This is a genomic window from Deltaproteobacteria bacterium (assembly GCA_021159305.1).
GTDB lineage: Bacteria > Campylobacterota_A > Desulfurellia > JAGGSF01 > JAGGSF01 > JAGGSF01.
The window spans coordinates 1-13,365 of record JAGGSB010000042.1 but is presented as its reverse complement, the minus strand read 5'-3'; the positions used below and the strand labels follow the sequence as shown (position 1 = coordinate 13,365).

At 37.5% G+C, this 13,365-nt stretch carries 13 protein-coding genes; all 13 read left to right on the top strand.

Going from position 1 to position 13,365, the window contains the following annotated elements; genetic code table 11:
* Positions 1 to 248 precede the first annotated feature (248 nt).
* The 13 genes from J7J10_02970 (at position 249) to J7J10_02910 (ending at position 13,180) form a co-directional block, all read left to right on the top strand.
* Positions 249 to 1,427, top strand: a complete 1,179-nt coding sequence (locus J7J10_02970) for an aspartate aminotransferase family protein (GenBank protein ID MCD6129895.1) — start codon at positions 249 to 251, stop codon at positions 1,425 to 1,427.
* Positions 1,427 to 1,888 carry a phosphatidylglycerophosphatase A gene (locus J7J10_02965; protein ID MCD6129894.1) on the top strand — a complete coding sequence of 154 codons (462 nt, stop codon included), beginning with the start codon at positions 1,427 to 1,429 and terminating at the stop codon, positions 1,886 to 1,888. The genes J7J10_02970 and J7J10_02965 overlap by 1 nt, the downstream gene beginning before the upstream one ends.
* Before the next feature lie 440 nt (positions 1,889 to 2,328).
* A complete protein-coding gene (locus J7J10_02960; GenBank protein ID MCD6129893.1) occupies positions 2,329 to 2,958 on the top strand; it encodes a CinA family protein in 630 nt (209 codons plus the stop codon).
* Complete coding sequence (thpR, locus tag J7J10_02955; protein ID MCD6129892.1) at positions 2,955 to 3,527, top strand: RNA 2',3'-cyclic phosphodiesterase; 573 nt, start codon at positions 2,955 to 2,957, stop codon at positions 3,525 to 3,527. Before J7J10_02960 ends, thpR begins: the two co-directional genes overlap by 4 nt.
* Positions 3,520 to 4,533 carry a recombinase RecA gene (recA, locus tag J7J10_02950; GenBank protein ID MCD6129891.1) on the top strand — a complete coding sequence of 338 codons (1,014 nt, stop codon included), beginning with the start codon at positions 3,520 to 3,522 and terminating at the stop codon, positions 4,531 to 4,533. The genes thpR and recA overlap by 8 nt, the downstream gene beginning before the upstream one ends.
* Positions 4,520 to 5,593, top strand: coding sequence for a PilT/PilU family type 4a pilus ATPase (locus J7J10_02945; protein ID MCD6129890.1), 1,074 nt, complete (start codon positions 4,520 to 4,522; stop codon positions 5,591 to 5,593). Before recA ends, J7J10_02945 begins: the two co-directional genes overlap by 14 nt.
* Positions 5,590 to 6,060: a regulatory protein RecX gene (locus tag J7J10_02940; GenBank protein MCD6129889.1), complete on the top strand. Its 471-nt coding sequence runs from the start codon at positions 5,590 to 5,592 to the stop codon at positions 6,058 to 6,060. Before J7J10_02945 ends, J7J10_02940 begins: the two co-directional genes overlap by 4 nt.
* The gene (alaS, locus tag J7J10_02935; protein MCD6129888.1) at positions 6,047 to 8,590 is read left to right on the top strand and encodes an alanine--tRNA ligase; all 2,544 of its coding nucleotides are present in this window, start codon (positions 6,047 to 6,049) and stop codon (positions 8,588 to 8,590) included. The genes J7J10_02940 and alaS overlap by 14 nt, the downstream gene beginning before the upstream one ends.
* Positions 8,591 to 8,600: 10 nt before the next feature.
* Positions 8,601 to 8,912, top strand: a complete 312-nt coding sequence (locus J7J10_02930; GenBank protein ID MCD6129887.1) for a phasin family protein — start codon at positions 8,601 to 8,603, stop codon at positions 8,910 to 8,912.
* Entirely contained in the window at positions 8,902 to 9,777 is an 876-nt protein-coding gene (locus J7J10_02925; GenBank protein MCD6129886.1) for a sulfite exporter TauE/SafE family protein, read from the top strand. The genes J7J10_02930 and J7J10_02925 overlap by 11 nt, the downstream gene beginning before the upstream one ends.
* The gene (locus J7J10_02920; protein MCD6129885.1) at positions 9,737 to 10,402 is read left to right on the top strand and encodes a TIGR02186 family protein; all 666 of its coding nucleotides are present in this window, start codon (positions 9,737 to 9,739) and stop codon (positions 10,400 to 10,402) included. Before J7J10_02925 ends, J7J10_02920 begins: the two co-directional genes overlap by 41 nt.
* An 11-nt stretch (positions 10,403 to 10,413) precedes the next feature.
* Complete coding sequence (amrB, locus tag J7J10_02915) at positions 10,414 to 11,232, top strand: AmmeMemoRadiSam system protein B (protein ID MCD6129884.1); 819 nt, start codon at positions 10,414 to 10,416, stop codon at positions 11,230 to 11,232.
* A 4-nt stretch (positions 11,233 to 11,236) separates the two neighbouring features.
* Positions 11,237 to 13,180, top strand: a complete 1,944-nt coding sequence (locus J7J10_02910; protein MCD6129883.1) for a ComEC/Rec2 family competence protein — start codon at positions 11,237 to 11,239, stop codon at positions 13,178 to 13,180.
* Positions 13,181 to 13,365: the final 185 nt, after the last annotated feature.

The following is a 13,365-nucleotide window of genomic DNA, read 5'->3' as shown; positions in this document are numbered from 1 at the left end:
TTTTAGATTCCGCATCAAGTGCAGAATGACAGGAGGGTGCGGAATAACGGAGGATAGACCCCTTTGTCTGCCTGTGCAGGCCACGGCAGACAGGTATTCCCCCCTCAGGGGGGAAAGTAAGGGGGGCAATCTGTGGCTAATAATTCTTTTTTTGCATCAGAATAATTAGTTTATGGCCTTTCTAAAGAAATATAACTTAAGCTAAAAATTTCTTGCTAACTATGCGAAATAAATCTATATTTAAGAAAATGGAAGATATTATTGAAAAGACAGAAAAATATGTGATGCATACCTACCATCGTTTTCCTGTTTGTTTTGATCATGGGGAAGGATATTATATCTATGATATAAATGGTAAAAGATATATAGATTTCCTGGCAGGCATTGCTGTAAATGCTCTGGGTTATCATGTTAAACCGGTTATTGAAGCCGTAGATGAACAAAAAGAAAAATTATTTCATGTGTCCAATTTGTATTATATAAAGGAGCAAGCAGAGTTAGCAGAATTGTTGGTAAAAAACAGTTGTTTGGATAAGGTATTCTTTTGTAACAGTGGGGCGGAGGCAAATGAGGCGGCAGTGAAATTGGCAAGGGTATATGGAGGAGGGGAAAGACCCAATATAATCACGATGGAGGGTTCTTTTCATGGAAGAACGATGACTACGCTTGCTGCTACCGCTCAAAAGAAATATCATGACGGTTTCCGCCCTCTTTCTCCCGGTTTTGTTTATGTGCCGTTCAATGATATGGCTGCGGCGGATAAAGCAATGGATGATAGTGTCTGTGCTTTATTTATTGAGCTTGTTCAGGGAGAGGGGGGTATAAATGTCGCAGGGCATAATTATGTAAAAAAATTAAAGAAGCTATGCGAAGAGAGAGATGTGCTGTTTTGTGTAGATGAAATACAGTCAGGCATGGGAAGAACGGGGAAATTGTTTGCCTATGAGTGGTATGACATAGAACCAGATATTATAACTTTAGCTAAGGCTTTGGGCGGAGGACTGCCTGTGGGGGCAATGCTGGCTAAAGAACAGGTAGCTGAATGTTTTAAGTCAGGAATGCATGCTACCACCTTTGGCGGCAGTCCGTTTTGCACGAAGGTAGCAAAAGCTCATTTGGATTTCTTGCTTTCTTCAAACATAATAGATGAAGTTTCTAAAAAAGGTGATTATTTCAAAAAAGGTTTACAGAAATTAAAGAGATTTCCTGTAGTGAAAGATGTAAGAGGCATGGGTCTTATGCTGGGAATGGAAATGGATTCAGATAGTGATAGTTTAAGGAATTTTGTCCTGCGGGCGATGGATGCAGGTTTTCTTCTGGGGGTAGCAGGGGAGAATGTTATCAGGTTTGAACCTCCATTAATTATAGATTATAAGAGCATTGATGAACTTCTTGTGTTTTTAGAGAAAGAACTGGTCAAAATGTGATGAAATTATCCGAGGACAATATCCGTCATACTGCTGAGACAATTGCCACTGTATTCGGTGTGGGTTATGTGGCTTTTGCCCCAGGCACAATAGGCACATTATTCGGTGTTCTCATTTATCTTCTAATAAAAAGTGTCTCACCTGCGGTATATGCGGTTATTTTCATTGTTATTTTTGTTATTGGCATTGTTTCCAGTGATATTGTGGAAAAAACATTCGGGGAAAAAGATCCCTCCTTTGTGGTTATTGATGAAGTAGCCGCATTTTTGGTGGTTATGTTTCTTGTTCCTTATTCATTTTTGGCGCTTCTTTTAGGGTTTGTTATCTTTCGGATACTGGATATAATAAAACCACCACCTATAAATTATTTAGAGAGAATGGAAGGGGGGTTTGGTATAATGATTGATGATATAGCATGCGGTCTTATTGTCAACATTTTCTTACAAATCCTGTTTGGTTAGGTAAAATGGAAATAGGTATAATCAGGGTAGGTGATAATGTTGTTCCCCTTGAGGAATTTTCACATCAATTGAGAGTAGAGACAAAATTAGAGGTAGTGATTAAAGGTGATGCCTCTATTGTGAAGGATACGCTGAAGTATGCAGTGAAGATGTGCGATTTTCTGATTCTTATTTTTTCAAAGGATTATAGAGACACTGTATTCAGGGCATTTACCTTCACTTTTGGGCTTATTCCGCGAGTAAAACACAATACAGTTTTACCCAGGGAATTTGAAGAGATAGAAAAAGATATATATGTATTTAAAATGGAACAAAAAACATTTTTTATTATAAATGATAGGGTCTTACCTGGTTTTGACTATAGTATGATGTGGAATATCTTAGGTTTGGAAAAGTGTTATTATTTGAAGATATTCAATGTTGAGCAAAGAGAGATTGGAATGGTTGCGGGAGAAAAGGGGATTATTTCTGATGAAGTGGAATCTGAGATTATAGTACAGGGAGAAGAGGAGAAAGAAGAAGTGGTTCAGGTATTGAGAAAGCACTTTCCATATAGTTTTTACACCCAATCAGGTGAATCGCCGGAGGCAGTCTTGAAGAAGCTTTGTAACCTATATCATTTGCGTATTGCCACTGCAGAATCCTGCACCGCGGGAGGGGTAAGTTATAGTATAACTCATATCTCTGGCAGTTCTGATTATTTTGACCGTGGTTTTGCTACATATAGTAATAAGGCAAAGCATGAGATTTTGGGTGTTTCATGGGCAGCATTAAACCGTTTTGGTGCTGTGAGCGAAGAGGTAGCTTTATATATGGCTCAGGGAGCACTTAAAAGAAGTGAAGCAGATATAGCTGTATCTACCACAGGTATAGCTGGACCTACGGGAGGAACAAGAGAAAAACCAGTGGGATTGGTTTATTTTGGTTTGGCAACTAAGGAAAAAAACAAGGTGTACAAAAAGATATTTACGGGAAATAGAAAGATGGTGAGAGATAAGGCGACAAGGTTTGCTCTGGGAACGGCGATAGAATTTATAAAGGAAAATTATGAAAGAAAGAGAGAAAGATGAGGTTGTTTGTGGCAATAGCTGTTCCTCTTGAAGTGAGAGAAAGTTTGTTAAAGATTGTGCATAAGTTGAAAAAATATGGTGAACCGGTGAGATGGGTAAACAGGGATAATTTTCATTTCACGGTGAAGTTTTTGGGAGAGGTGGCTGAAGAAAAGATAAGCATGATAGGAAAAACGATAGAAAAAGTGGTATTTTCAAGAGAGCAATTTTCCATTGATATAACTGAGGCTGGTGTTTTCCCCAATGTGCTTTATCCTCATGTATTCTGGGTAGGAGAAAGTAGCTCTTTACCATTTAAAGAATTGTGTCATGGTTTGGATGTGGAGTTAGAAAAATTGGGTTTTAGTAGAGAGAAGAATAATGCTACTGCACATATTACATTGGGTAGAATGAAAAAAGCGAATGCAAAAAGGGTTTATCTAATGCTTAAAGATGCGAACGATATCTTGTCTCGAGAAAGATGGAGTGTAAGGGTGAGGGGAATAAGTCTCATGGAAAGCGTATTGGGCAAAAGTGGTGCTTGTTATAGAATATTGAATAATTTTAATATGGGAGGAATGCATGAATGACAAGAAATTAGAGGCATTAAATGTGGCTCTGGCTAAAATAGAGAAGGTTTATGGGAAGGGAGCTGTGATGAAATTGGGAGAAGGTGTAAAGATAAAAGCGGATGTTATTTCTACAGGTTCTATTACTCTGGATTTGGCAACAGGCATATGTGGTGTACCCAAGGGTAGGGTGGTAGAAATTTATGGTCCAGAATCATCAGGAAAAACGACGCTTGCTCTACATATGATTGCTGAAGCACAGAAGAAAGGTGGGCAAGCTGCATTTGTAGATGCTGAACATGCTCTGGATGTAAACTATGCCAAGAATTTAGGGGTAAAGGTAGAAGATCTCTTGATTTCTCAACCGGATTCGGGAGAGCAGGCTCTGGAAATTGTAGATACTCTGGTAAGGTCGGGAGCAGTGGACATTATCGTGATAGATTCTGTAGCGGCACTTGTTCCTCAAGCGGAAATTGAAGGGGATATGGGTGATTCTCACATGGGGCTGCAGGCTCGTCTTATGTCGCAGGCTTTGCGCAAACTCACTTCGGCTGTTGATAAGTCAAATACAGCCGTTATATTTTTGAATCAGCTGAGGATGAAGATAGGGGTGGTATTTGGAAATCCGGAGACAACTACAGGTGGTAATGCCTTAAAATTTTATACTTCTATGAGAATGGACATAAGAAAGATCGGTGCTATAAAGCATGGAGAACAAATAGTAGGATATAAGACAAGGGTAAAGGTCGTAAAGAACAAATTAGCTCCTCCGTTCAGGACTGCTGAGTTTGACATCATGTATGGAGAAGGGATAAGCAGGCTGGGAGAATTGTTAGACTTGGGTATCAATGAGAACATTGTGGAAAAGAGTGGGACCTGGATTTCCTATGGAGATGTGAAATTAGGACAGGGAAAGGAAAACGCAAAGGAATTCCTAAAAGAACATCCTGATGTTGCCGAAGGAATAGAAACAAAACTCAGGACGAAGATAGGTTGTGGGAAGAAAGAGGAAGATGAGGCTGAATGAGATACTGGCTATTACCATAAGTAGAAGGGCATCAGATATCCATTTAAAGGTAGGCAGTCCACCCGCGTTTCGCATCGGAGGAAATATTGTTGTAAGTAATATGCCTCCGTTAACATCAAGAGACATTGAAGGTTTTGTTTCTGAAATGGGGTTGAAAGAGGGGAAAAAAGAAAGATTGAAGAAAACAGGGCAGGTTGATGTGGGATATGGTATTTCTGGCGCAGGGCGTTTCCGTTTAAATATTTACTATCAGAGGGATTCTTTGGCTATTGCGGGGCGTTTTATTCCATACAGGATTCCCTCTATGAAAGAATTAAATCTTCCTGAAATTATTGAGAAAATTGCCTTAAGTCAAAGAGGCCTCATTCTGGTCACAGGTGTTGCCGGTAGCGGAAAATCTACTACTCTGGCAGCAATGGTAGAAATTATCAATAAAGATAGGACGGTGAACATAATAACAGTGGAAGACCCCATAGAATATTTGTTTTCAGATAACAAGGCTATAATCAGTCAAAGGCAAATAGGAGATGATGTGTCATCATTTGCAGAGGGATTAAAGGGTGCGCTAAGGCAGGACCCTAATGTGATATTAGTTGGAGAGATGAGAGATAGAGAAACAATGCATATGGCGTTGGAAGCAGCAGAAACAGGCCATGTGGTGATTTCTACTTTACATACCTTAGATGCTGTGGAAGCGGTGAACAGGATAATATCTGCTTTTCCGTTAGATCAGGAAAATCAGATAAGAAAGCAGTTATCAGCCACACTTACCGCGGTTATTTGTCAACGGCTTATTGAGAATATAGATAAAACAGGACTTGTTCCAGCAACAGAGGTTATGATTGCCACAGAATACATAAGGGCCGCTATTAGTGATCCAGAGAAGACATCAGATATTCCGCGTATTATAGAGATGAACAGAATTTACGGGATGCAAACTTTTGATCAGTCATTGATGGATTTGTATGAGAGAAAATTTATATCCCTGGATAAGGCAAGAGAATATGCCACCCATCCTGATGATTTTATACTTAAGGCGAAGGGTATACAGATAGGATGAGTGAGCGTGATGATGTGAGAAAAGATGCGTTGAAAATGTTGGAAAGGAAAGATTATACGGAGAGGAAATTAAGGGATAAGCTGATAAAAAAGGAATTTTCTCAGTCGGTGATAGATGATGCAATGCGATGGTTAAAACAAAAAAAATTTATAGATGATAGAAGGTTTGCAGAAAACCTTGTTTTCTTTAAGCACAAAAAGGGTTACGGCAAAAGGCGTATAATGAGAGATCTTTTTTTGAGAGGAGTTGACGAAGATATAGCTCAAAATGCGCTTGGCAGAATAGACTTTGATGAGCAGGTGAAAAAAGCAGAGGAGATTTTGCAAAAAAAGGAAAAGATGGTAAAAACAAAGCAGAAAGCACTGTTGAAGAAGAAACTTCTGCAATATCTTTCACAAAGGGGTTTTGAATGGGAAGTGGTGCAGGAAGTGTGGAAGAGAAGGGAAGAAAAAGATGAAATCTTATGAGATAAGAAGGGCGTTTTTAGATTATTTTAAAGGAAATGGGCATACAATAGTAGGCAGTGCTTCTTTAGTGCCGAAGAGCGATCCCAGTCTGCTTTTTGTCAATGCCGGCATGGTGCAGTTTAAAAATGTTTTTTTGGGTTTAGAGAAAAGGAACTATGTAAGAGCTGCGAGCTGTCAGAAATGTATGCGAGCAGGTGGCAAACATAGTGATCTGGAAAATGTGGGACATACGCCCCGACATCATACATTTTTTGAAATGTTGGGCAATTTCTCTTTTGGTGATTATTTTAAAAAGGAAGCTATTCATTACGCCTGGGATTTCTTTACAAATGTATTAAATCTTCCTGGGGAAAAGTTGTATATAACCATATTTGAAGATGATGATGAGGCATTTAATATCTGGCACAAACAGGAGGGTGTTTCGGAAAGCCGTATCGGGCGAATGGATGAGAAAGATAATTTTTGGGCAATGGGAGACACTGGTCCTTGCGGGCCCTGTTCTGAGATTCATATAGATTGGGGTAAAAATGAGCTCCTGGAGTTGTGGAATCTTGTGTTTATGCAGTTTGAGAGAAGAGATGGCGGCAGGCTTGTATCTTTGCCAAGGCCCAGCATTGATACCGGTATGGGATTAGAACGTATAACGGCGGTAATGGAAGATGTATATAGTAATTTTGATACAGACCTGTTTGTGGATATTATTGCCTCTATCGTGGATCTGCTGCATGTTCAATATGGTAAAAATAAAGATTTAGATGTATCCATTAGGATTATTGCTGACCATCTGCGTGCCTGTGTTTTTCTCATTGCAGATGGCATCTTACCGGATAAAGAGGGCAGGGGATATGTTTTGAGAAGAATTATAAGAAGGGCAATGCGGCAGGGGAATAGGTTGGGGGCCAATGAACCATTCTTATACAGGCTTGTTTCGGTAGTAATAGAAGCAATGAAGGATGTCTATGGTGAAATTAGTCAGATGGAGAAATTTATTGTAAATGTTTTAAAAAACGAAGAAGAACAATTTTTTAAAACATTGGATTACGGATTGAGGCTTTTGTATGAAATAGCGGAAAAAACAAGAGGAAAGATAATTTCAGGGAAGGAGATATTTAAACTCTATGATACTTATGGTTTTCCACTGGATATTGCCACTGATACCTTAAGTGAGAAGGGCTTGAAAGTGGACCTGGTAGAATTTAACAGACTTATGGAAGATCAAAAAAAGAGAGCGAAGGGAGCGTGGGCAGGTTCGGGAGAAGAGAAGATAACTGCTTTTTATGGAGATATGTTAAAGAAAGGAGAAACTGAATTTGTAGGGGATGAGAAACTAATGGCAAAAGGTAAGGTTTTGAGTATAGCAAGGGATGGTGTTCTGGTGGAGGAAGCACAAGGAGAATGTGATGTAACATTTGATAAAACACCATTCTACGGGCAAGGAGGAGGCCAGGTTTCGGATACTGGTAAGGGTTTTGGTGAAGAACTTTCTCTGAAAATCAAAGATGTAAAACGTTATTTTGAAGGAAGAGTTTTCGTCCACCATGTGAATATAGAGGAAGGAAGATTAAAAACAGGTAGTGTAATAAACTTAGTGGTGGATGAAGATAGAAGAAAAGATATACAGAGACATCATACCGCTACCCACCTTTTGCAAGCTGCGCTAAGAAAGGTTTTGGGAAAACATGTTCATCAAGCAGGCTCTTTGGTTACGCCCAGTAGGTTGAGATTTGATTTTACTCACTTTTCTCGTCTTTACAGAGAAGAAGTGAAAGCGGCAGAAAGATATGTAAATGAGTGCATTATAGAAAATATGCCTGTTTGTATAGAGTGGAAGAGTTATAAAAAAGCTCTGGAAGAAGGTGCAACTGCCATATTTGAGGAAAAATATGGAGATAGGGTAAGGGTAGTTACCATAGGAGATATAAGCAAGGAGTTGTGTGGTGGTACACATGTGGAGCGGACTGGAGATATAGGATTTTTTAAGATAATAAGTGAGAGTGCTGTGGCTCGAGGAGTGAGAAGAATAGAGGCAAAATGCGGTCTTAGTGCATACGAATATATAAGAGAACAGGAAGACAAATTGAAAGAAGTGTTAAAACAGGTGAAATGCAGCTCATTAGATGAACTGGTTGAAAAGAATAGGGAATTACAAGAAAAGTTGAAAAAAACAAAGAGGCTAAAAGAGGAAAAGCCTGTGGAGATGAAGAACATTAAGCGTATTGATGATTTTGATGTAGTTTCTGAAATTTTGGAAGGATATGACCCCAGTGATTTGAGAAATTTAAGTGATGTTTTAAGGTCAAAGATAACCAGCGGTGTGGTTATTTTATTTAATAAAACTGATGGTAGAGTAAGTTGTGTAGTTAGTGTTAGTAAAGATGCTACGCATAGATTTAATGCCAACGATATTGTAAAAAAGATTTCTTCTTCGTTAGGCGGGAGCGGAGGCGGTAGAAGAGATTTTGCTCAGGGAGGAGGAAAAAGAATGGAAGTAGTGGAAGATATTATACAAAGTGTTGAAAAATATTTGTAAGGAGGAGTAAATGGATATTTTAAACAAGATGTTTCTTCTGGGCCTGGGTATGCAGGAGACAGCTGAAGAGAAAATAAAACAGACCATAGATGAGATGATAAAAAAAGGTGAGATGAAGGCAGGAGAGGGAAAGGATTTGCAAGGCAAGATTACGGAAATGTTGAAGAAGAGAACAGAAGAACTGAATGGTTTGGTTAAAAAGTGTGTAGATGAGGCATTGAAAACAATGCATATTCATACGGAAAATGATATAGAAACATTAAAAAAAGAGGTAGAAGATTTAAAAAAAGAGGTAGAAGAACTTAAAAAGCATGGTTTATAGTATCTGTGCTCATACTGCGGTGAGCTTTCCTCTTCTCATAACAATAGGCGTAGTTGCAGGGTTTTTTTCTGCTCTCCTGGGGGTGGGGGGTGGATTTATTATGGTTCCTTTTCTCATTGCTGTTGGTATTTCATCGGATGTAGCCGGAGCCAGTAGTGTTGCTATAACCTGCGGTACGGCTTTTGCAGGGGTGTTAGCCTATAAGAAAATAGGGAATGTGAACCTGAAGATAGGTTTAAACATCACAGCAGGTGCGATTATAGGAGGAATATGCGGTGTTTTATTGACGAAAGCGCTGAGAATTAGCGGGAATTTTGATCTTGTTATTCATCTATTATTTTTGATTCTTCTGCTTTTTATGGGCGTTTTTATGATGAAAGAAAGCCTTCTTTCAATAGTAAAGAAACGAACAGAACGAAGGAATAAAGACAAAGAGTTTTCTATTGTTCATTCCAAAGAAACTAAAATCAAACATTTTTCTATTTTATCTCTTTTCGCAGTAGGTTTTTTTGTGAGCATATTTGCCTCCATTATGGGTGTGGGCGGCGGGTTTGCTTATGTTCCGGCGATGATATATTTATGTGGCATTCCGACAAAGGTTGCTTTGGGCACGAGTCTTTTGGTAATTACAGTGGCCAACGCTTTAATTACTATGGAACACGCTACCTTAAATAAAACGGTAGATCCTTTTTTGATTTTTATCCCCTATATAGGTTCTATAGTTGGTGTGCTTTTGGGCGTAAGCTTAGCTAAAAAATTGTCTAATGCGACGATAAGATTTGTGTTTTCTTTGGTTTTGATAGCTATAGCAGTAAAGAGCGGATATGCAATATTTAAAATACCACAAATATATTTTATACAGTGAAATTGTATTTTTGATTCTATTTTTCACCAGAGTATCTTTTGCCCAGGGAAGTCCTTTGTTAAAAGATGAGATAGTAATTAAGCCCTTTTTTAGTGAAAAGAAGGTAGATGTTTCCTTTCCTGTTGAAAACAAAAAGCATGTTTCGTGTACCATAAAGTCCTTGCCTCAAGTAACTTATGTATATAAAAGCAAAAGCAGCGGGCCATTTCATATCTACTTAAAGAAAATGCAATTTGGTTATGCCCCATTCATTTATCATGTGTTTTATACGCATCCTCGCAGTGTTTACTACAATAATCTTGGGAAGAAAAAGTGGGAAGCATTTATCAGGCAAAAAGAGAAAAGAGGGCTTTACAAAAGACAGGAAATTTCTATACGAAACAATAAGCTTCATTTTACATTTTATTTGCCTCGGTATTTTCTTCCCAAAAAGCTTAACTTAACTTGCTTTAATGGCGAGCAAGAGATTTTTTCTCATACTATTTCTGTGAGATATTGTTCATTTTTATCTGCGATAGATAATTTGAGAGAGAAAAACGGTTTTATATATGGTGTGGCGCTTATTTTTGTGGTGATATTGATAGGATTGTTGTACAATTTGATATTGAATATTTTTAAAACTTGAAGGGAGGGATTATGTTTGTAAGGCTTCCCGCTGTTGGTGGAAGTTTTTATCCTGATGAAGCACAACAATTACAGGATTTTTTGAAGCGAGTGATGAAACCTAAAGATGAACTTTATAATGCAATTGCCTCATTTTCGCCTCATGCGGGCTATATTTACTCAGGAGAGGTTGCGGCAGCTGTTTTTTCCTCCGTAGAGGCAGCAGATGTGTATATTATTTTAGGTCCTAATCATACAGGTTTAGGGAAACCAATCGCCTTAATTGACAGTGGAGTTTTTAGAATGCCTTTAGGTGATGTTGAGATTGATGGGAAGATAAGCGAATATCTTTTGTCTTGTGGTGAACCATTTGAAAAGGATCTGATTGCCCATAAATATGAACACAGCATAGAAGTTCAACTGCCTTTTCTGCAGTATATCTCATCTCTTTACGGGAAGGATTTTAATATTGTTCCATTGGTTATAGGCACTCAGAGTTACAATACTTTAAAGGTTGTAGGAGAACATATAGCAAAAGCAATTGAAAAAGATGATAGAAAGATAATGATTATAGTGTCTACAGATATGAATCACTATGAAAATCAGGAATTGACATTAGAGAAAGATCGACTGGCTTTAGAAGAAATAGAGAGATTTGACGAAAGAGGACTTTTAAATATTGCTATGGAGCGTGGCATTTCTATGTGTGGTGTGGGCTGTGCCGTTTCTGCCATTGTAGCCGGCAAATTGTTGGGTGCAAAACAGGCTATCGTAATAGAGCATAAAACAAGTGGAGATGTCAGTGGAGATTATGAACATGTGGTAGGCTATGCGGGAGTTGTTATAATTTAATTTAATGAATCTGAGAGACATTGTCTCTTTTGTTGAATATAGAATACCTTTTCTTCCTCTTTTTTTGGCTGTCGCCGCTGCTTATTTTGCAGTGAGTGGGAGATATATAGGTATTTTGTTTCTTTTACCCGCTTTATTGCTTCTCTTTCACCGTGCATATCTTATCTTCGTTTCTTCCATTATTGTTTTTTTTGTTTGTATTCTTTCTTACCATTTTTTAGAGAAGAATTTTTTAAATGTAGAAGATATGTTTAGAAGCAAGATCGTTTCATTGAATGTTACCGTTAGATCAGGGATAGGCTACAGTCGCCATTCTACTCACTTCATAGCATCTACGCATTTTGAGGGGAAAAGATTTAATGTATATGTTGCTTTAAAAAACTATGAGGGAAAGATTTCTCCTGGGGATATTTTTTACATTAGAGGAAAACTTATTCCTGCCACTGCTCTTTCTTACAATCATCTCCAATTTGATTTTAGGAAATATCTATTGCAAAGAAGGGTGCATTTTGTTGTTTATCCCTTTTATCAATCATTTATAGGTGAGAAGAAGGGAATAGGAACGCTTTTTTTTAGAATAAGAAACAGGTTGGAAGAAAATATAGATGCTTTTTGCGATGAGGATGTGAGTGGACTTTTGAAATCTTGTGTATTTGGAGATAGGACAGGATTAAAAAAGGACATAAAAAATATGTTTGTTAGGACTCAAACTGCTCATCTTACCGCTGTTTCTGGTTTGCATCTGGGATTTGTTATTATGATATTTTATCCTTTATTTTATCTTATTATCGGACATATACCCTATTTTTATCGTCGCTATAACCTAAAACTACAAGCCTTTCTCTTTACTATCCCCTTCGTTTTGTTGTATGCATGCATAGTGGGCTTAAGGATTCCCACTTTAAGAGCACTATGTTTTATTCTCTTTTCCTTTTTAATTGTTTTAAACGGTAAAACAAAACAATCTTATAATATTCTCTTTTTTATAGCGATACTTTTTTCGATTGTAAATCCTCTAATCATCAGTTCTGCATCGTTTGTTCTTTCTTTTTCTATGACCTTTTTTGCCATATTTACATACACTAATTTGCAGGAAAAAGGCTATAAGGGAATAAAAGGGTATCTTCTTTTTATAGTAATTATGTTTTTGTTTAGTGTGCCTCTTTCTGCATATTATTTTCATCGTCTGGCAATAGCGGGGATTGGTGCCAATTTAGTGGCTGTCCCTTTAATGGGTTTTTTTATTTTGCCATTTACCATATTTTCTGCTTTATTCAGCTTGTTGAATATCTATGTTTTAAATAAGTTGTTATTTTTTGTGCTCAGTGCTGTTTCTCATTTATTTATTCATCTTATTGCATTTTTTGGTAGTTTTAGTTCCTCTCAATTGTTTTTTGTTCCTTTGGTATTTATTTTTCTCTTCTATTGTTTCCTTGTTCTTGTTTTTAAAAGGAGGTATAAATTTTTACCTGTTGTGGTTTTTGTTTTTGTCGTTTGTTTTGTGGTCCTTTCAATTGAAAATAATGTTAAAAAAATATATTTCTTTGATCTATACAGGGGAGGGGCGGTCCTTTTTTATGAAGGTAAAAATAATGTGCTTATTACACACAACCTCTCGTCGTGGAATGAAAAGATAGTAGATGATTTTATCAGTCAGCACCATATAAAGATATATAAAAAGATAGATTTTGATTCTCAGGGCGAATTAAATACCACTTATATTTCACTATATGGAGATAAAGGAACAATGTTTGCTAAATATAAAAAAATACAATTAAAGATGAAACCGTATATAGCTGAGATTCAAACTCCCACAAGAAAATTCAATATTTGTTTTGGGGGGAGGGGAAATTCAAATTTGTCTACACGCAGATGTGGTTTGATATGTGTGACATTAAAGCCTGATAAAGTAAAGATTTCTTATAGATTAAAACAGCATTTAATATAATTATTTGTTGCTTCGAGATTAAGATATTTTTTGCTTCCATATTTCTATAGTACGAGGATTACCTTTTCCTCTGTCATTCCCGTGTGTTTTTCTGTCATAAAAACCTCCAGTTTTTACGACCAAATCTGTGATTTGTGTCATTCCCGCGAATGCGGGAATCCAGACTCCAGATTCCGTGTCAAGCA